The organism is Pseudomonas sp. 09C 129, from assembly GCF_002843625.1.
Classification (GTDB): domain Bacteria; phylum Pseudomonadota; class Gammaproteobacteria; order Pseudomonadales; family Pseudomonadaceae; genus Aquipseudomonas; species Aquipseudomonas chlororaphis.
In genome coordinates, this window is the sequence record NZ_CP025261.1 from 5473967 (window position 1) to 5493227 (window position 19261).

The window sequence follows — 19261 nt, forward strand, 5'->3', positions numbered from 1 at the left end:
GCTCAGACTCCTTCGCTCAATACCAGGCCAGCCTCGACAGTCAGGGCGAACAAGGCACCGTGAGCAACCTCGACATTCAGCAACTGCTCACGCGGCAAACCCCGGGCCCGGGCCAGCAACAAGCGCATCACCCCGCCATGACTGACCAACAGCACCCGCTCGCCGGCATAACGCTGATGCAGACGTTCGACCGCCCCCAGCACCCGCGCGGAAAACGCCAGCACCGGCTCGCCCCGCGGCGGGGTAAAGGCATAGGGATCGGCCCAGAACCGCCCCAGCGCCTCGGCATCGGTCGCCATCAGCGCCGCCGCGCTCTGCCCTTCCCAGGCACCGAAATGCAGCTCCTGCAGATCCGGGTCCAGGGTCACCGGCAGCGCCAGGTGCGCCCCCAGTTCCTCGGCAAAACGCGCGCAGCGTTGCAAGGGCGAACTTACCAGCCGATCCCAGGGCCCCCGGCCTGCGACAGCAGCACGCATCTGCTGCCAACCGTCGTCGGTCAGGGCATCGTCGAGACTGCCGCGCAGGCCACCACCGAGCTCGGTTTCGCCGTGGCGCAGCAGGTCCAGGCGCAAGGTCATGCCGGACGATCCGCCACGGCCGCTTCGGCAAAAGTCGCCATCTGCGCGTGCAGGTCGCAGGCCAGGCGCAGCAACGGCACCGCCAGCGCCGCGCCGCTGCCCTCGCCCAGGCGCAGGCCGAGGTCCAGCAAAGGCTCGGCCTCGAGGGTTTGCAGGATATGCCGATGCCCCGGCTCGGCCCCACGGTGGCCGAACAGCAACCACGGGCGGCACTCGGGGTTCAGCCGCACCGCCACCAGCGCCGCCACGCTGCAAATGAAACCATCGACCAGCACCGCGACGCCTTCCTGGGCACAGGCCAGGTACGCCCCAACGAGCGCGGCGATCTCGAAACCGCCAAGGTTGAACAAAGTCTGCAAGGCATCGCCACGCTGGGCGGCATGCCGGCTCAAGGCCCGCTCGATCACCTGCGCCTTGTGGCTGACACCCGCCGCATCCAGGCCGGTGCCCGGCCCCGCGAGGTGCGCCACCGGAATATCCAGCAAGGCGCAGGCCACGGCGCTGGCCGCGGTGGTGTTGCCGATGCCCATCTCGCCGCCGATAAACAGTTCGCTGCCCTGCTCGACGGCCCGCAGCACACTGTCACGTCCGGCCTGCAGGGCCTGCTCGCCCTGGGCCTGGGTCATGGCCGGCCCCTCGACGAAGTTCCGGGTGCCCGCCCCCAGGTTCAAATGCCGCACGCCGGGCAGGTTCAAGCCGGGCGTCACCGTGCCGAGATCGACCACTTCCAGGCGTGCCCGCAGCTGCCGCGCCAACACGCTGATGGCAGCGCCGCCGCTGACGAAGTTGTGCAGCATCTGCCCGGTGACTGCCTGCGGATAAGCCGAAACGCCCTCGGCCACCACCCCGTGGTCGCCGGCGAAAATCGCAATCCACAGCTGCTCCAGGCCAGGCTTGACCCGCCCCTGCAAGCCGGCCAGCTGTACCGCGACCCGCTCCAGCTGCCCCAGCGAACCCGCGGGCTTGGTCAATTGCTGCTGGCGCGACTGCGCCGCCTCCAGGGCTTGAGTGTCGAGCGCCTTGCACGGCCGCAGCCACCAGAAGTCATTCATAACGCAGCTCCTTTCAGAGTCAGGGGCAGGCCGGCCACCGTCAGCACTACCCGCTGACAACGCTCGGCCAGGGCTTGATGCAGCCAACCGGCTTCATCGACATAACGGCGAGTCAATTCGCCCAGCGGCACGACACCCATTCCGGTCTCGTTGCTGACAAAAATGATTTCGCCCGGCAGCGACGCCAGGCACTCCAGCAGCGCTTCGCGCTCACTGGCGAGCCGCTGGGCATCCTCCAGCAGCAACAGGTTGGTCAGCCACAAGGTCAGGCAATCCACCAGCAGGCAGCGCTCGGCGCTCGCGCTTTCGCGCAGCACCCGCGCCAATTCCAACGGCTCCTCGATCAATGCCCATTGGGCCGGACGCCGTTCGCGGTGATGCGCGATGCGCTGACTCATTTCGCCGTCCAGCGCCTGGCTGGTGGCGATATAGGTCACGGCCAGGCCGCTCTTGCCGGCGAGCTTTTCCGCCAGGCGACTCTTGCCGGAACGGGCACCGCCGAGGATCAGTTGCAACATGCTTGGAAACCCTTGAATTGAGGTACAGCCACAGCGGCGCGGCAATGCCGGCGCCGACGCTCTAAAGCCCGCAAAGCTGGCGCAGGTGCTCGGTGTCCAGGTGCCGCTCCACCAGATCGGCCAGGCGCTCGATATCGCGCTCGCGCAAGGCGTGGTAGTCGACCGCCTGCACCTCGCGCAAACCCGCCCAGCGCAGCAACGCACTGCAGGCCGCCGGCGCCTCGAACAGACCGTGCAGGTAGGTGCCGAGAATCTGCCCGTCGTCGCTGCGCGCGCCGTCGCAGCGACCGTCGTCCAGGGTCACGGCGGCCAGTTCCAGCGCTGGCCCCGTCGTGACGCCGGCATGGATCTCATAACCGCTGACCTCGGCCTCCTCCAGCGCCAGACGTCCACGCACATTGCGCAGCTGCTTCTCTTGTTCCAGCACCGTTTCGAACGCCAGCAGCCCCAACCCCGCGCTGGAGCCTGGCGCGCCTTCCAACCCCAAAGGGTCGTGCAGCTGCTCGCCGAGCATCTGCAAACCGCCGCAGATGCCCAGCAGCTTGCCGCCGTAGCGCAGGTGCCGGGCGATGGCCGTGTCCCAGCCCTGGGCGCGCAGGTACGCCAGGTCGCTGCGCACGCTTTTCGAGCCGGGCAGGATGATCAGGTCGGCCGGCGCAATCGCCTGGCCGGGACCGATGAATTGCAGGTCCACCTGAGGGTGCAGTCGCAGCGGATCGAAGTCGGTGTGATTGCTGATGCGCGGCAATACCGGCACCAGTACTTTCAGCACCTGCTCGGCCTTGTCGGCCTGACGCTGGTCAATGCCGTCCTCGGCTTCCAGATGCAGGTCCAGCACATAGGGCAACACGCCGATCACCGGCTTGCCGGTACGCGCTTCGAGCCAGTCGAGGCCCGGTTGCAACAGGGCGATATCGCCGCGAAAACGGTTGATGATGAAACCCTTGACCCGCGCCTGCTCGCTTAGCGACAACAGCTCCAGGGTGCCCACCAGATGGGCGAAAACCCCGCCACGGTTGATGTCGGCGATCAGCACCACCGGGCAGTCCACCGCTTCGGCAAAGCCCATATTGGCGATGTCGCCGGCCCGCAGATTAATCTCCGCCGGCGAGCCCGCGCCTTCCACCATCACCACCGGATAGGCCGCGCTCAGGCGTTGATGAGAGGCCAGCACCGCCTGCATGGCGATAGCCTTGTAGTCGTGATAGGCCACGGCATTCATGGTGGTCACCGCGCGACCGTGAATGATCACCTGGGCCCCGGTGTCACTGTTGGGCTTGAGCAGCACCGGGTTCATGTCAGTGTGCGGCTCCAGGTGCGCGGCCTGGGCCTGTACTGCCTGGGCCCGGCCGATCTCGCCACCGTCGGCGGTCACCGCGCTGTTGAGGGCCATGTTCTGCGGTTTGAAGGGCACGACGCTGACGCCCTGGCGCGTCAGCCAGCGGCAGAGCGCCGTCACCAGGGTGCTTTTACCGGCGTCGGAAGTGGTGCCCTGCACCATCAGGGTGGTCATGGATGTTCCTTGGCGTAGGCGACGAAGGCCTGTTCGAGACGCGACCAGTCGGCTTCGTCGGCCGGCAGGCCGAAGCGCAGGCTGCTGTTGTGGGTGAACAGCCGCAGCAGGATGCCCCGGCGCGCCATGAACTCATGCAACAGCTCGGCGCGATCGGTGATCAGCCACTGGAACAGCGCACAGCCACCCTGGGGTTTCAGGCCGTGGCGCTCGAGCAGTTGCGCCAGGCGCAGGCTCGCCGCTTCGCTGCGCACTCGTTGCCGCTCATGGCCTTGGCTGTCACGCAGGCACACCTGGCCCAGCACCCGGGTCGGCCCACTGACGGCCCAGGGGCCGACCTGTTCGGCCAGCAGCTTGAGCAGCTTGCGCTCGGCCAGCACGAAGCCCAGGCGCACCCCGGCCAGGCCGAAAAACTTGCCGAAGGAACGCAGGACGATCAACCCCACCTGATCGGCCTGGGCCGCCAGGCTCAGCTGGGGAGTGTTGTCCATGAAGGCTTCGTCGACCACCAGCCAGCCACCGCGCTGCGCCAGGCGCGCGTGCCAGTCCAGCAGACGCTCCGGAGTCAGGCTCAGGCCCGTGGGGTTGTTCGGGTTGACCACCACCAGCACGTCCAGGCTGTCGAGGAAAAAGTCCACTTCCTGCTCCAGCACTTCCCGCACGATGTAGCCGCTGCGGCGCCAGGCTTCGGCGTGTTCGGCATAACAGGGCGACAGCACGCCAACCTTGCCGGCGCGGCGCAAACGCGGGAGCAGTTGGATCGCCGCCTGGGAACCGGGCACCGGCAACACATGGGCCGCGCCGTAGTAGTCGCGGGCGGCCTGCTCCAGGCCATCGTCGGTTTCCGGCAGGCGCGCCCAAGCCCGCATCCCGATCTCGGGAATCGGCCACGGCCAGGGTGCCAGGCCGCTGGACAGGTCCAGCCAGTCGGCCTCGGCGATGCCGTATTGCTCGGCCGCCTTGCGCAGGCGACCACCGTGCTCAAGCATAGAACTCAGCTCCCACGCAGAGAATCAGCAGCCATAACCAGACCCCGCGCTGCACCAGTTGCCAGCCGCGATCGATGGACGAGGCATCGGCCGCCACGCCTTCGCCCAATTGCGGGCGCTGGTGCAGTTCGCCGTGATAGATCGCCGCGCCGCCCAGCTCGACGCCCAGGGCACCGGCCCCGGCCGCCATCACCGGCCCGGCATTCGGGCTGTCCCAGGTCGGCCCCTGGCGGCGCCAGCATTTCAGCGCCAGGCGGGTCTTGCCCAGCAACGCATAAGTCAGGGCTACCAGGCGGGCTGGAATGTAGTTGAGCAGGTCGTCGATCTTCGCCGCCGCCCAGCCGAAACGCTCGAAACGTTCATTACGATAGCCCCACATCGCATCCAGGGTATTGCTCAGGCGATAGAGCACCACGCCCGGCGCGCCGGCCACGGCAAACCAGAACAAGGCGGCGAACACCGCGTCGCTGCCGTTTTCCAGCACCGACTCGGTAGCTGCGCGGGCGACTTCGGTGGCATCCAGCTCGCTGGTCTGCCGGCTCACCAGATAGCCGACCCGCTGCCGCGCCTGGTCCAGGTCGTCGCTGCGCAAGGCCTGGGCCACCGGCTCGACATGCTCGCCGAGGCTGCGCAGGCCGAGGGCGCAATACAGCGCCAGGATCTCGAACAACCAGCCGATGTAGGGCAGCCAGGAAAACAGGGTTGCCAGCAGGGTCAGCGGCAGCACCGCGATGACCCAGGCGGTGACGCCATGACTGCGCCAGCCGCGGCCACCGGAGTTGAAGCGTTGCTCGATGCGATCGGCAAAACGACCGAACGCCACCAGCGGATGCCAGCGCTTGGGTTCGCCCAGCAACGCATCCAGCGCCACCCCGGCGACACTCAGCAACGCCACACTCATTGACTCACTCCCCAATAATTTTCATACAGCAACTCACTCAGCGGACGCTCCCGCGCCCAGCCCTCGAGCACCAGCATCGGCGCCGGGTAAAACTCGCCGACCGGGCCCAGGCACAGCACCGCCAGCGGCTTGGCCCCGGCCGGCAGGCCCAGCAACTGGGCCAAGCCAGCGGGCTCGAACAGCGACACCCAGCCCATGCCCAGCCCTTCGGCCCGGGCCGCCAGCCACAGGTTCTGAATCGCGCAGGAGAGCGAGGCCAAGTCCATTTCCGGCAGGGTGCGGCGGCCGAAAATATGCCGCTCACGGTCGTCCATCAGCGCCGCCACCAGGACCTCGGCGCAGTCGTTGATGCCTTCGACCTTGAGCTTCATGAACTCATCGGAACGCTCGCCCAGGGCCTCGGCGGTGCGTACCCGCTCCTCTTCCACCAGTTGCTGGATTTGCCCGCGCAACGACCGGTCACTGATACGGATGAACCGCCAGGGCTGCATCAGGCCGACGCTGGGCGCCTGGTGCGCCGCCTCCAGCAGGCGACGCAAGACCTGCGGCTCGACCGTGCCACCGACGAAGTGACGCATGTCACGACGCTCGGCGATCGCGCGATAGACCGCGTCGCGCTCGGCCGCGGAAAAGGCGTTGTCGCTCATGGGCGCCGCGCGAGCACGCTCGCTCCTGCCGGCGCCAGCAGGGACGCCACCGCTTCGGGGTTGGACGGAAAATAGAAATGCACATAAGAGGCGGTCATCCGCCCTTCGCGGTAAACCGCTTCCGCGCCGCGCCCGCCATTCGGGCTCAGGCCGCGAGCGATCGGCGCAAGCTCGGTGCTGGTCAACGAATGATGATAGGTATGCCCGCGCAACGAACCTTCCGGCAACTCCACCGCCTGCAAGGCCAGGGCCGCCAGGCGCTTTTGCATCACCGCATCGCCGGGCAACAGGCCCAGCAGTTCGGCGCGCTCGCCGTCGACGTCGGTCAGGGAGTCCAGCAGATACAACATGCCGCCACACTCGGCGAGCAAGGGTTTGCCTGCGGCGTGATGCGCGCGAATCGCGCTGAGCATCGAGCCGTTCGCCGCCAGCGCCCGGTGATGCAACTCCGGGTAACCGCCCGGCAGGTACAGGCTGTCCGCCTCCGGCAGCGTCGCGTCATGGATCGGCGAGAAAAAGCCCAGCTCGGCGCCCATGGCCCGCAACAGATCCAGGCTCGCGCCATAGGTAAAGGCAAAGGCTTCGTCGCGGGCCACGGCAATGCGCACGCCGGCCAACAACGGTTCGACGGCAACCACCTGGGGAGCGGCGAACGCCACGGCGGGCGGCAAGGCCACTTCGCAGCTGTCCGCCAGGGCGGCGGCCGCGGCGTCGAGACGCAGATCCAGATCGTTGAGTTCGCTGGCCTGCACCAACCCCAGATGGCGGCTGGGCAGTTCGATACCGGTCTCCCGGGACAGCGCGCCGTACCAGCGCAGGCCCTCGGTCAGGCTGCCTTCGAGCAACTGCGCATGCCGCAGGGTGCCGACGCGGTTGGCCAGCACGCCGGCGAACGGCAAGTCCGGCTGATAACGCGCCAGCCCCAGCGCCAGGGCGCCGAAGGTCTGGGCCATGGCCGTGCCATCGATCACCGCGAGCACTGGCACCCCGAAATGCCGCGCCAGGTCGGCGCTGGACGGCGTGCCGTCGAACAGCCCCATCACGCCTTCGATCAGGATCAGGTCCGCCTCGCCGGCGGCCTCCCATAACAGGCGGCGGCTTTCCTGCTCGCCGACCATCCACATGTCCAGTTGATACACCGGCGCACCGCTGGCGCGCTCGAGGATCATCGGGTCGAGAAAGTCCGGGCCGCACTTGAACACGCGCACCTTGCGCCCCTGATTGCGATGCAGGCGGGCAAGCGCGGCGGTCACGGTGGTCTTGCCCTGACCGGAAGCCGGTGCGGCAATCAATACCGCCGGGCAATGACGGGCATCACTCACAGTTCGACGCCTTTTTGCGCTTTGATCCCGGCCTGGAAGGCATGCTTGACCATGCCCATTTCGGTGACGGTGTCGGCCAGCTCGATCATCTCTGGCTTGGCGCCACGTCCGGTGACCACCACATGCTGCATCGGCGGTCGCGCCTGCAGGTCGCTGAGCACCTGATCCAGGTCCAGATAGCCGTGCTTGAGGGCGATGTTCAGTTCATCGAGCAGCACCAGGCCGATCGTCGGATCGCTCAGCAGTTCGCGGGAAACCGCCCAGGCCGCTTCGGCCGCGGCGATGTCGCGCTGGCGGTCCTGGGTTTCCCAGGTGAAGCCTTCGCCCATGACATGGAAACGCACCTGCTCCGGGAAGCGCCGGAAGAACAATTCCTCGCCAGTGCTGTTGCGGCCCTTGATGAACTGCACCACGCCGCATTGCATGCCGTGGCCCATGGCCCGCGCGAGCATGCCGAAGGCCGAGCTGCTTTTGCCTTTGCCGTTGCCGGTCAGCACCAGCAGCAAACCGCACTCGTTCGGCGAGTTGGCGATGCGTTCATCGATCACGGCTTTTTTGCGCAACATGCGCGCCAGATGGCGTTCGTCACGATCGGGGGATTCAGTCATGGGGCAGCTCTCCGTTGGGGCTGGATAACGGGGGGCAGGAATAGGAATAGACGGCGCAAGCCTGGCATCGCCCACCGTGATGCCGTTGGATGGATCAGGCCGGTCTCCGGGCTTGTGAGTGGCTGGGATGCCCAACTGCGCGCCTTCCCATGTCGACAGTCGACACAGTGGCATCAGGCGCAGTCTTGACTCACTTACCGTTGCGGGGGCAGCGCCGGAATCGTCGTGCGTGCGCCTTCGGCACGCGTACTCACCGGCTTCCCTGTTTCACTCTGTCGACCCAAGGCCACAGAGCACCTGAAACAAGTCGCGAAGGTTAGAGGGTTGGGGGTGGAGCGTCAATTAAAGCCCCGCAGATCGGCGAATGCTGCATATCGGAAAAATGACGCCAATCTTGTGCCACACTCAGCGCAGTGATATCAAATAGCCATAATCTCGTTAAAAAACTCCAATATCTCAACAATAATAGGAAAAGTCCGATGCAAGGCATGATCATCAGCAATCCGAAACTGGAATTCCTGCGCCCTGCCCTGGAACGCTGGTTCGATTGCATCGACCGCTACAACGCCGTGCGCGGCGATAACGAAAGCCCGTACTGGTTCGACGAAAAAGCCAACCTGGGAATGCTCTCGGCGGCAGCCTGGATGGCGGAGATGGTCACCCTGGAACACGCACCGAGCAAAAAACAGCTCGAGGACGGCGACCGCAACGGCCGCACCGACCTGTACATCGCCACGCAGGAGGAACGCGTCTATATCCAGACCACCCAGCGTTGGCCCCGGGTCAACAGCCTGCACCTGACCCAACCGTTGCTGGATGCCGCCAGCGACGCGAAAAAAGCCAGCTACCCCAGCGACCTGAAACTTGGCTGCCTGTTCGTCACGCCACAGAAAACCCAGCACAGTGCCACTCCGGAAGAATTGCAGGACATGGTCGACGACCTGCAAAAGGAACACTGCTGCGCCGTGGCCTGGTACTTCCCCTATGCGTACCGCAAATTGCGCAACGAAGCCGGCAACTATCACCCCGGCGTTGCCGTGCTGTTCAAGGAAGCACGCTGAGCAGGTGGAACCATCGTCCATCTGTGCTTCTCTATGACTACACCGACTTCGTGCATTCATAGGGAAATCAGCATGCTCAAGCTTCGATACGCAATCCTTGCCGCCGTCGCCGCAGGCCTCGCCGCCTGTGGCGAGACCTCCACCCTCCAGGTCTCCGACGGCACCGGCCCCTCGCCGAAACTGCCCGAACCGAACAAGACCCTGTTCCCGACCGTGAACATCGCGCCCGCAATCGGCTGGCCGCAAGGCGCCAAACCGGTGGCCGCCGCCGGCACCCAGGTCGCCGCATTCGCCGAAGGCCTGGACCATCCGCGCTGGTTGTACGTGCTGCCCAACGGCGACGTACTGGTGGCGGAGACCAACGCCCCGCCCTCCCCCGATGACAGCAAAGGTATTCGTGGCTGGATCGCCAGCAAGATCATGAGCCGCGCCGGGGCCGGCGTGCCCAGCCCGAACCGCATTACCCTGCTGCGGGACAAGGATCACGATGGCGTGGCGGAAACCCGCACGGCATTCCTGGAAAACCTCAACTCGCCGTTCGGCATGGCCCTGGTGGGCAATGATCTGTACGTCGCCGACACCGATCGCCTGCTGCGCTTCCCCTACAAGGACGGCGACACCAAGATCAGCGCCCAGCCGACCAAGGTGGTGGACCTGCCTGGCGGCAAGCTGAACCACCACTGGACCAAAAATGTGATTGCCAGCAAAGACGGCAGCAAGCTGTATGTCACGGTCGGTTCCAACAGCAACGTCGGCGAAAACGGCATGGATCAGGAGGAAGGTCGCGCCGCCATCTGGGAAGTCGATCGCGCCAGCGGCAAGCAACGGATTTTTGCCTCAGGCCTGCGCAACCCCAACGGCATGGCCTGGGAGCCGCAAAGCGGCCAGTTGTGGACCGCGGTCAACGAGCGCGACGAGATCGGCAGCGACCTGGTGCCGGACTACATCACCTCGGTCAAGGACGGCGCCTTCTATGGCTGGCCATTCAGCTATTACGGCCAGCATGTGGACGTGCGAGTCACTCCGCAGAACCCGGACCTGGTGGCCAAGGCCATCGCCCCGGATTATGCCGTCGGCCCGCATACCGCCTCCCTCGGCCTGGCATTCGCCGAAGGCAGCAAGCTGCCGGCGCCGTTCACCCAAGGCGTGTTCATCGGCCAGCATGGCTCGTGGAACCGCAAGCCCCACAGCGGCTACAAAGTGATCTTCGTACCCTTCGCCAACGGCAAGCCGGTAGGCCAACCGGTGGACGTGCTGACCGGCTTCCTCAACGCCGACGAGAAAGCCATGGGCCGCCCGGTCGGCGTAGTGATCGACAAGCAAGGGGATCTGCTGGTAGCCGATGATGTCGGCAACAAAGTCTGGCGCGTATCAGCAGTCAAGGCGCAGTAGGTTCAGCGCTTGCGGCACAGGGTCAAGCCGTCCCCCAGGGGCAGCAGCGACAGGTCGACACGCGGGTCATCCTTCAAGGCGCGATTGAGTGCCTGGATGGCCCGGGTGTCTTCACTCTGGGGATTTTCCTCCAGCACCCGACCGCTCCACAGCGTGTTATCGAACACCGCCAGCCCGCCAACGCGTAGCAGGCGCAGGGCACTTTCCAGGTAAGCCGGGTAATTGGCCTTGTCGGCGTCGATGAAGACCAGATCGAAACCACCCTCACCCTCCTCCTGCTCGATCCTGGCCAAGGTCTCCAAGGCCGGTGCCAGGCGCAACTCGATCCGTCCGGCGAAACCTGCTTCCTGCCAATAGCGGCGCGCGGTGGCGTTGTAGTCACCCGGGATGTCACAACAGATCAGTTGACCATCCTCCGGCAAGGCCGCGGCCATGGACAAGGCGCTGTAGCCGGTGAAGGTCCCCAGCTCCAGCACACGCCGGGCACCGATCAGCTTGATCAGCAACGCCAGGAACTGACCCTGCTCGGGCGCCACCTGCCAGCGCGCCATGGGCAGCGCCTGGGTTTCGTCACGCAGACGGCGCAACAGCGGCGTTTCGCGCAGGGAAACGTCGAGCAGGTAGTGATAGAGGGCGTCGTCGAGGTTGAGGGTACGAGCGGTCATGGCAACCTCGACGCAGAGACAGGACTAGGGGTTGTGCGCCAGATGCTCTGGCTGCAGCACGCGCTTGGCGCTCAGGTAGGCTTTTTGCCAATAGGCCTTGGACAGACTGTCCAGCTTCACCGTGCCACCGGTGGCCGGCGCATGGACGAAGCGGCCTTCGCCGACATAGATGCCCGCGTGGCTGACCTGGGAACCGCCATTGGTGGCAAAAAATATCAGGTCGCCGGTCTGCAAGGCGTTCTTGCCGACATTCGGTGCCCGCATGCCGATCATTTCGCGGGTCGAGCGCGGCAGCAAGATACCGGCTGCGTCGCGATAGACGTAGCCGATCAGGCCACTGCAATCGAAACCGGAGTCCGGTGTGTTGCCGCCCCAGCGATAAGGTGTGCCCACCAGGCCCAACGCACGAAACAGCACGTCTTCGGCAGCCGGCGAGAAGGTCTGGGGAGTGTTGAATACGGGAGCACGTACCACGGGCGCGGGTGGCGGGGTACGACTGGCGCACGCGCTGAGCAGCGCGGCGAGAACGATCAATGCAAGGCGGGCCGACGTCGACATATGCAGAACAATCCTGATCTGGATGCGGCTTTCTCTGCCGTGAGGCCGAAAACAAAACTGCGTAAGCAGGGCTTACGCGGTTAGTTTTCAACAATAGATCAGGATTCTAGCGTCTACGCGCCAAACTTCAAGTAAGACTTTAACTTCACCTTACAAAAAGTCCGCTTACTTGCGTGCGGTGACCACAGTCGGGGCCATGGCGAGGGCCCGCTTGGCTTCGATGAAGGTCTTGCTCCAGTAGCTGTCGCCCAGGCTGTCCACCCGCACGCCACCGCTGCGGCGGCTGCTGGAGTGGATGAACTGGTCATCGCCCAGGTAGATGCCAGCGTGGCTTACGCGACCGCGGCGGCCATTGGTGGCGAAGAACAGCAGATCGCCCGGCTGCAGCTTGTTACGCGCAACCAGCGGAGCATCAACGTTGATCATTTCACGGGTGGAGCGCGGCAGATTCATGCCGGCTTCTTCACGGAACAGATAGCCGATGAAACCGCTGCAATCGAAACCGGCTTCGGAGGTACCACCGAAACGGTAACGGGTACCGATCAGGGACATGCCACGTTCGAGAATACTGTCAGCCAGCACTGGCAGCTGGTAAGGCTTGCTGTCAGCGAACTCGGCGAGTTCTTTTTCGGTTGCCAGCTCTTCCTGGAAAATAGCGGAAGACTGGGCTTTTGAAGAGTTTTGAACCTGTTGTTGCTGCTCTTGTTGGCTCACCGGAGAGTGGGTGGCGCAACCAAACAACAGGGTAACGAGTGCAAGAGGCACGAGGGGTGCGAAGCGCTTTAGCATGGGCACGACCGTGGCTTAAAGTTATAAAGAAGCCGCGACTATGCCTTCTATCGCTCTAATTTGCAAATTCAATCGATTGAAATGTGACTTATCGGTTTCTATTCAACATCTAAGGCCTTAAGCCCATTTTAAACGCACGCGCCTCTGGAACCGCTTCCGGATGCGGGTTTCTGGCGCCTGGAATATGCCAAAAAGCCACTACCGCCCGCGGTTTTACCAGCCCAGGGTTTCTTTGAGAAAGGGAATGGTCAGCTTGCGCTGAGCCTGCAAGGACGCCTGATCGAGGCGCTCCAACAGCTCGAACAAGGCACTCATGCTGCGGGTACCGCGCGTCAGGATAAAGTGCCCGACTTCGTCGGTCAGATGCAGCCCGCGACGCGAGGCGCGCAATTGCAATGCACGCAGCTTGTCTTCATCGGAGAGCGGGCGCATCTGGAAGATCAGCGCCAGAGTCAGGCGGGATTTGAGGTCCGCCAGCTTCACCGGCAGCTCTCGCGGAGAGGTCGAAGCCGCGATCAACAGGCGCCGGCCGCTGTCACGCAAGCGGTTGAACAGATGAAACAACGCCTCTTCCCAGTCAGCCTTGCCCGCCACCGCTTGCAAGTCGTCCAGGCAGACCAGTTCGTACTGTTCCAGGTTGTCGAGGATTTCGATGCCGCGGTCCAGCAATTCCGCCAGGGGCAAATAGACCGCTGGCTCCCCCAACTGCTCGAACCGCAGGCAGGCCGCCTGCAGCAAGTGCGTACGCCCTACCCCATCCTTGCCCCAGAGGTAGATCAGGCTTTCGGTCCAGCCGGCGTCGGCTTCGCAAAGCCGCTCGACATAGCCGAGTGCAGCGGCATTGGCGCCTGGGTAGTAGTTGATGAAGGTGGCGTCATCACGCAGACGCACACCTAGGGGCAGCTGAATCGGTTTCATGCTGACTGAACAGTTCCAAACGAACCGTTAGTGGCCTCTGTGTAAAGTTTGCAAAGTTTATACCCGTGACGCCGGGCGCACAATGTAGCAGACCACAAGCAAAATCAAAGGTTTGCGTTAGCCTGATGAAATCACGGGGGTTTCTTTGACGGTGGATGTGACAGCTGTAAACACTCTCGATGGCCCCCGCCTGAAACGCAGGCGCCCCGAAAGCGTTAACCATGGACGTTACAACTCGGACTCCTCTACACCGCTATAGATGTCCGAATCCTTGTACAAGTCGTGCACATGGCGCACCAGCACCATGATCACCGCCGCCACCGGCAAGGCCAGCAGGATGCCGGTGAAACCGAACAGCTCGCCACCGGCGAGAATCGCGAAGATCACCGCCACCGGGTGCAGGCCGATCCGGTCTCCCACCAGCAAGGGGGTCAGCACCATGCCCTCCAGGGCCTGGCCGACCATGAACACGGCCACGATGCCGATCATCGGGTACAGGTCGCCGCCGAACTGGAACAACCCGGCAATCAGCGCCGCGCCGATGCCGATGACAAACCCCATGTACGGCACGATGGCCGCCAGGCCGGCAATCAGACCGATCAACAGCCCCAGTTCCAGCCCGACCAGCATCAGGCCGGCCGCATAGATCATCCCCAGGGCCACCATCACCAGCAGCTGACCACGGACGAACGCCCCCAGCACTTCATGGCATTCCCCCGCCAGCGCCACCACACGTTCCTCGCGATCACGGGGCAACAGGCTGCGGATCTTCGCCATCATCAGGTCCCAGTCGCGCAGCAGGTAAAAGCTGACCACCGGAATCAGCACCAGATTGGCCAGCCAGCCAATCAGCGCCAGGCTGGAGGCCGTTGCCTGGCTCAGGACCACGCCGACGATATCGGTGGTCTGCCCCATGTGCTCGCTGATCGCCGCCTTGACCTTGTCGAACTTCCAGAAACCATCGGACAAGCCCAGCTTGGACTGCGCCCAGGGCATTGCCGTGTGCTGCAGCCAATCGAGCATCTGCGGCGCCAGTTCGTACAGGCGCAGCAGCTGCTTGGCGAGCATAGGCACCAGCACCAGCAACAACGCCATGACGATCAGGGTGAACAGGGCAAATACCGCCACCACGCCCCAGGTGCGCGACAACCCGAGCTTTTCCAGGCGGTCCACTAGCGGATCGAACAGATAAGCCAACAGCAAGGCCACCAGGAACGGCGTCAGGATCGGATGCAACAGGTACACAAATCCACAGAGCAGGACCAACCCACCCAACCAGACCCATCGACGCGTATCAGCCATGAACCACTCCATTGCTTCTATATAAAGAAAGAAAACCTACCAGCGAAACCGCAGCTGCGCGGCCGGCGAAGGCGCAGGTGTCGCGCCTTCGACAGTCGGGCGAACAGGCACAGCGCCCGCCGGGACTTCCTGCAACCGTGCCAGGCTCAGTTGCGCACGCAACTGCTCGGCGCTGCCGCTGACCCGGTACACCGAACGATCACCATCGACGCTCTGCAAACGCCCACCGAAGGGCTCGAGCAAACGGCCCAACGCCGCATAGCGCTCCAGGTTCATGCCCTGCACTTCCAGCAACTGCTCGCTGGATGCGCCCGGCTTGACCGCGAAACGCGGGGCCAGGCGCTGGCTGACCGCCAACAGCACGGCATCGGCCAAGGCCGGCACATCAGCTCCCTGGACGCTGCCCTGTTCCTTCTGGTCACCCAGCCACAGGCGCCATTTGGCCTGCCACTGACCGCCCTCTTCACTGGCATGCACCGCCAGCAGGGCGTCCGCGCCGTAACGCTCCGACGCGGCGCGCAATGGCGCCGGATCGGAACCTTCGAGATTCGGCGCCGTAGCGACAATCTGCTCATTCAGGTCACCCAGCGGCAAACGCAGCGGCAGGCCGCGATGCAGGGCAGCGCGGCGCAACGGCGTGGCGCTGGCCTGGCCATCGCCCACCAGGCTGGAACCTTCACTGGAGTCGGTCAGCCACCAGCCGAGAATCGACGGGCGATTACTGCCCCACAGCGACAGGCCAGCCTGGCGCAACGCCCGGTCGGTGCTGGCCGGGTCGAAGTCGACCTGCAGGCTTTCGGGAGGACCGGCGTCGTAGCCGTACTGGCTGATGATCTGCTGCGGGTCCTTGCGGATCGCCGCCAGTCCCGGGTTCTGCAGGGCCTTGCTATCGCCGGTCAGGCGCAATACCAGGGTTTCCAGGGCCCGCTGGGTGGCCTGATCGCGCTCGCCAGGGGCCTGGCTGCTGACCGGTTCGCGGACCTGATACAGGTTATTGAGGGTTTCGGCATGACTCGCCAGGCTGACCAATGACAAACAGCCCACAAAAAGAAATTTACACAAACGCATGGAGGATTCCCGACGACAAAAGGCGGCTGGAACAGACCGCATGAACAGGATTGACCCAGGCTGTGACCACAAAGTCTGGGCAAACATTCACCCGGTCGATGGAAGTTTTCGTGCTGTCATAACGATAGCGGGTACAAGGCTATACCTTATACAGCCCCGAGCGGCGCGATCGACACGCGCAATTGCGGTTTTTTTTAAGCGGATATGCCCTGCCCGTCGGCCCGAGGATGGCCGCTACACCTCAAGCCTGATAAAATCGCGCGCCTTCGCAGACCGGCAACAGCCGGGGTCGCTGAAATGATTGCGCGGCATTGCCGCCGCGACTGTTTCAATGGCCTCCCTGGACTCGGTCGATACCCCCTGAATCCCCCCTAAAGGCCTGGATCATGAGCAAGCAACCCTCCCTGAGCTACAAAGACGCCGGTGTAGACATCGACGCCGGTGAAGCATTGGTCGAACGCATCAAGAGCGTCGCCAAGCGCACTGCGCGCCCGGAAGTCATGGGCGGCCTGGGCGGTTTCGGCGCCCTCTGCGAAATCCCGGCCGGCTACAAGCAGCCAGTACTGGTCTCCGGTACCGACGGCGTGGGCACCAAGCTGCGCCTGGCACTGAACCTGAACAAACACGACAGCATCGGCCAGGACCTGGTCGCCATGTGCGTCAACGACCTGGTGGTCTGCGGTGCCGAGCCGCTGTTCTTCCTCGACTACTACGCCACCGGCAAACTGAACGTCGACGTTGCCGCCACCGTGGTTACCGGTATCGGTGCCGGCTGCGAACTGGCTGGCTGCTCCCTGGTCGGCGGTGAAACTGCTGAAATGCCCGGCATGTACGAAGGCGAAGACTACGACCTGGCCGGCTTCTGCGTCGGCGTGGTGGAAAAAGCCGAAATCATCGACGGTTCCAAGGTTGCCACCGGCGACGCCCTGCTCGCCCTGCCATCGTCCGGCCCGCACTCCAACGGCTACTCGCTGATCCGCAAGATCATCGAAGTCTCCGGTGCCGATATCGAAACCGTCCAGCTCGACGGCAAGCCGCTGACCGAACTGCTGATGGCCCCGACCCGCATCTACGTCAAGCCACTGCTCAAGCTGATCAAGGACACTGGCGCGGTCAAGGCCATGGCCCATATCACCGGCGGCGGCCTGCTGGACAACATCCCGCGTGTCCTGCCAAAAGGCGCCCAGGCCGTGGTCGACGTGGCCAGCTGGCAGCGCCCGGCGGTATTCGACTGGCTGCAAGAGAAAGGCAACGTCGACGAACACGAAATGCACCGCGTGCTGAACTGCGGTGTGGGCATGGTGATCTGCGTGGCTCAGGAGCATGTTGAAAGCGCCCTGAACGTCCTGCGCGAAGCCGGCGAACAACCTTGGGTCATTGGTCAGATCGCTAGCGCCGCCGAAGGCGCTGCCCAGGTCGAGCTGAAAAACCTCAAGGCACATTGATGCAAGAGCCGATGCCAGCCACCTGTGATGTAGTGGTGCTGTTGTCCGGTACCGGCAGCAACTTGCAGGCCCTGATCGACAGTACCCAGGGCGACGACAGCCCGGCACGCATCCGCGCGGTGATATCCAACCGCGCCGACGCCTACGGCCTGCAACGCGCCCAGGATGCGGGTATCGATACCCGCGCCCTCGATCACAAGGCATTCGAAGGCCGCGAGGCCTTCGATGCCGCACTGATCGAACTGATCGACGCCTTCCAGCCCAAGCTCGTGGTGCTTGCCGGATTCATGCGCATTCTCAGCGCGGACTTCGTGCGGCACTATCAGGGTCGCCTGCTCAATATCCATCCTTCGCTGCTACCCAAATACAAAGGGTTACACACTCATCAGCGAGCGCTGGAGGCCGGAGACACCGAGCACGGCTGCAGCGTGCACTTTGTGACAGAGGAACTCGATGGCGGACCACTGGTCGTACAGGCAGTGATCCCGGTAGAGTTGCACGACTCGCCGCAAAGCCTGGCGCAGCGGGTCCACGTCCAGGAACACCGGATTTACCCGATGGCCGTACGCTGGTTTGCCGAAGGTCGACTCACACTCGGCGAACAGGGTGCTTTACTGGATGGTCAGTTACTGGCCGCCAGTGGCCACTTGATTCGTAATTAGGAGATTTTATGCGTCGCGCCCTGCTCTTCGCTTGTGCTCTGCTCGCCCTGCCCTTCGCGCAGGCTGCGGACCTTCAACCCTTCTCCGCCAGCTATACCGCCGACTGGAAACAGCTGCCGATGAGCGGTACCGCCGAACGCAGCCTGGAAAAGAAAGGCGATGGCACCTGGAAGCTGAGCTTCAAGGCTTCGATGATGATCGCCAGCCTGACTGAAGAAAGCACCCTGACGCTCGACAAGGACACCCTGCTGCCGCAGTCCTATCACTTCGAGCGCGGCGGCCTCGGCAAAGCCAAGAAGGCCGACCTGGACTTCGACTGGAACGCCAAGATGGTCACCGGCACCGATCGCGGCGATGCGGTCAAGATCCCGCTCAATCGCGGCATGGTCGACAAATCCACCTACCAGCTCGCTCTGCAGCACGATGTAGCCGCCGGCAAGAAAAGCATGAGCTACCAGGTCGTCGATGATGGCGAAGTCGATACCTACGACTTCCGCGTCCTGGGCTCGGAAAAAGTCGACACCAAGGCCGGCCAGATCGATGCGATCAAGGTCGAGCGCGTGCGCGACCCGACACAAAGCAAACGCATCACCGTCATGTGGTTCGCCAAGGACTGGGATTACCTGCTGGTTCGCCTGCAACAGGTCGAAACCGACGGCAAGGAGTACAACATCATGCTCCTGAACGGCACCGTCAACGGCAAGACCGTCAAAGGCAGCTAAGCCGCACGACAATGAAAAAGCCCCGCCGATGCGGGGCTTTTTTTCGCCTGGTGTTTCCATTTAGCCGCTCAAGCACAGCCCTCCTGGCGACCCGGCAGGCTCTCTCGCCGGGCCAAAACACCCAGTACGACAGCCGCCCAACATGAAACTTTTGTCATAAAACTCCGGCCCCTGCGACCGAATGCCACAGTTTCCGCGGCCTGCGGGACTGTTTCGAAATCTGCAAAAGATTGTTGCATTTGAAAGCAATTTACTTAGCCAGCTAACAAAATATATAACAGAGTCCTGCACACGCCTTGCTGCAGATCAATAGAGATTGGAGCTAGCAGATGACTGTAAAAGTAACTGAACGCGACGATTCACACATGTCCCATGAAGGCGTAGCCGCAGGTGTACGGATCTGGGACGTGCATCAACAAGACTTGCTGGTGGGAATGTTTCATTCCGAGAGCGATGCCCATAATTACAAGGCCGAACTGGAGAAGCTGGAGCAGAACCGCGCACCGCAAAGCTCCTGACCTCACAACGACTGCCGCGCCTGCCGCCACGCA

General features: G+C 63.7%; 21 protein-coding genes and 1 riboswitch. Of the genes, 6 read left to right on the forward strand and 15 right to left on the reverse strand.

Features of this window, described 5'->3' with window-relative positions; all coding sequences use genetic code 11:
- Positions 1–2 precede the first annotated feature (2 nt).
- The 9 genes from cobC to cobO form a co-directional block, all read right to left on the reverse strand.
- The gene (cobC, locus tag CXQ81_RS24315) at positions 3–578 is read right to left on the reverse strand and encodes an alpha-ribazole phosphatase family protein (protein WP_101338789.1); all 576 of its coding nucleotides are present in this window, start codon (positions 576–578) and stop codon (positions 3–5) included.
- Positions 575–1630, reverse strand: coding sequence for a nicotinate-nucleotide--dimethylbenzimidazole phosphoribosyltransferase (gene cobT / locus CXQ81_RS24320; protein WP_053262250.1), 1056 nt, complete (start codon positions 1628–1630; stop codon positions 575–577). Before cobT ends, cobC begins: the two co-directional genes overlap by 4 nt.
- Positions 1627–2148, reverse strand: coding sequence for a bifunctional adenosylcobinamide kinase/adenosylcobinamide-phosphate guanylyltransferase (cobU, locus tag CXQ81_RS24325; protein ID WP_101338790.1), 522 nt, complete (start codon positions 2146–2148; stop codon positions 1627–1629). Before cobU ends, cobT begins: the two co-directional genes overlap by 4 nt.
- 61 nt (positions 2149–2209) lie before the next feature.
- Entirely contained in the window at positions 2210–3661 is a 1452-nt protein-coding gene (locus CXQ81_RS24330) for a cobyric acid synthase (protein ID WP_101338791.1), read from the reverse strand.
- Entirely contained in the window at positions 3658–4650 is a 993-nt protein-coding gene (gene cobD, locus CXQ81_RS24335) for a threonine-phosphate decarboxylase CobD (protein ID WP_007927793.1), read from the reverse strand. The genes CXQ81_RS24330 and cobD overlap by 4 nt, the downstream gene beginning before the upstream one ends.
- A complete protein-coding gene (gene cbiB / locus CXQ81_RS24340) occupies positions 4643–5551 on the reverse strand; it encodes an adenosylcobinamide-phosphate synthase CbiB (RefSeq protein WP_007927792.1) in 909 nt (302 codons plus the stop codon). Before cbiB ends, cobD begins: the two co-directional genes overlap by 8 nt.
- The gene (gene bluB / locus CXQ81_RS24345) at positions 5548–6198 is read right to left on the reverse strand and encodes a 5,6-dimethylbenzimidazole synthase (RefSeq protein ID WP_087092431.1); all 651 of its coding nucleotides are present in this window, start codon (positions 6196–6198) and stop codon (positions 5548–5550) included. The genes cbiB and bluB overlap by 4 nt, the downstream gene beginning before the upstream one ends.
- A complete protein-coding gene (locus CXQ81_RS24350; RefSeq protein WP_101338792.1) occupies positions 6195–7520 on the reverse strand; it encodes a cobyrinate a,c-diamide synthase in 1326 nt (441 codons plus the stop codon). Before CXQ81_RS24350 ends, bluB begins: the two co-directional genes overlap by 4 nt.
- On the reverse strand, positions 7517–8128 hold the full coding sequence (gene cobO / locus CXQ81_RS24355; protein WP_053262256.1) for a cob(I)yrinic acid a,c-diamide adenosyltransferase: 612 nt from the start codon (positions 8126–8128) through the stop codon (positions 7517–7519). Before cobO ends, CXQ81_RS24350 begins: the two co-directional genes overlap by 4 nt.
- A 79-nt stretch (positions 8129–8207) precedes the next feature.
- A riboswitch (cobalamin riboswitch) is annotated at positions 8208–8444 on the reverse strand.
- A 163-nt stretch (positions 8445–8607) separates the two neighbouring features.
- On the opposite strand from cobO, the gene CXQ81_RS24360 reads away from it, so the two are divergent.
- Both CXQ81_RS24360 and CXQ81_RS24365 read left to right on the forward strand, forming a co-directional pair.
- Complete coding sequence (locus CXQ81_RS24360; RefSeq protein ID WP_092417447.1) at positions 8608–9189, forward strand: hypothetical protein; 582 nt, start codon at positions 8608–8610, stop codon at positions 9187–9189.
- A gap of 72 nt (positions 9190–9261) precedes the next feature.
- Positions 9262–10581, forward strand: coding sequence for a sorbosone dehydrogenase family protein (locus tag CXQ81_RS24365; protein ID WP_101338793.1), 1320 nt, complete (start codon positions 9262–9264; stop codon positions 10579–10581).
- Between the two features lie 2 nt (positions 10582–10583).
- Here CXQ81_RS24365 and CXQ81_RS24370 read toward each other — a convergent pair whose 3' ends face one another.
- The 6 genes from CXQ81_RS24370 to CXQ81_RS24395 form a co-directional block, all read right to left on the reverse strand.
- Positions 10584–11246 (reverse strand): class I SAM-dependent methyltransferase, encoded by a 663-nt coding sequence (locus CXQ81_RS24370; RefSeq protein ID WP_101338794.1) that lies wholly within the window; start codon positions 11244–11246, stop codon positions 10584–10586.
- 24 nt (positions 11247–11270) lie between these two features.
- On the reverse strand, positions 11271–11804 hold the full coding sequence (locus CXQ81_RS24375) for a C40 family peptidase (protein WP_101338795.1): 534 nt from the start codon (positions 11802–11804) through the stop codon (positions 11271–11273).
- A 165-nt stretch (positions 11805–11969) separates the two neighbouring features.
- The gene (locus tag CXQ81_RS24380) at positions 11970–12593 is read right to left on the reverse strand and encodes a C40 family peptidase (protein ID WP_025805656.1); all 624 of its coding nucleotides are present in this window, start codon (positions 12591–12593) and stop codon (positions 11970–11972) included.
- 213 nt (positions 12594–12806) lie between these two features.
- Positions 12807–13511, reverse strand: a complete 705-nt coding sequence (gene hda, locus CXQ81_RS24385; RefSeq protein WP_007898944.1) for a DnaA regulatory inactivator Hda — start codon at positions 13509–13511, stop codon at positions 12807–12809.
- Positions 13512–13739: 228 nt separating this feature from the next.
- Positions 13740–14813, reverse strand: coding sequence for an AI-2E family transporter (locus CXQ81_RS24390; RefSeq protein ID WP_007927776.1), 1074 nt, complete (start codon positions 14811–14813; stop codon positions 13740–13742).
- A gap of 36 nt (positions 14814–14849) precedes the next feature.
- The gene (locus CXQ81_RS24395; RefSeq protein WP_101338796.1) at positions 14850–15881 is read right to left on the reverse strand and encodes a DUF2066 domain-containing protein; all 1032 of its coding nucleotides are present in this window, start codon (positions 15879–15881) and stop codon (positions 14850–14852) included.
- Between the two features lie 386 nt (positions 15882–16267).
- Here CXQ81_RS24395 and purM point away from each other — a divergent pair, with 386 nt between their 5' ends.
- From purM to CXQ81_RS24415, 4 genes are all read left to right on the forward strand, one after another.
- A complete protein-coding gene (gene purM / locus CXQ81_RS24400; protein ID WP_007927774.1) occupies positions 16268–17326 on the forward strand; it encodes a phosphoribosylformylglycinamidine cyclo-ligase in 1059 nt (352 codons plus the stop codon).
- Positions 17327–17337: 11 nt separating this feature from the next.
- Positions 17338–17988, forward strand: coding sequence for a phosphoribosylglycinamide formyltransferase (purN, locus tag CXQ81_RS24405; protein WP_101339476.1), 651 nt, complete (start codon positions 17338–17340; stop codon positions 17986–17988).
- Between the two features lie 8 nt (positions 17989–17996).
- Entirely contained in the window at positions 17997–18710 is a 714-nt protein-coding gene (locus CXQ81_RS24410; protein WP_007927772.1) for a DUF3108 domain-containing protein, read from the forward strand.
- A gap of 329 nt (positions 18711–19039) precedes the next feature.
- Complete coding sequence (locus CXQ81_RS24415; protein WP_016702508.1) at positions 19040–19228, forward strand: hypothetical protein; 189 nt, start codon at positions 19040–19042, stop codon at positions 19226–19228.
- Positions 19229–19261: the final 33 nt, after the last annotated feature.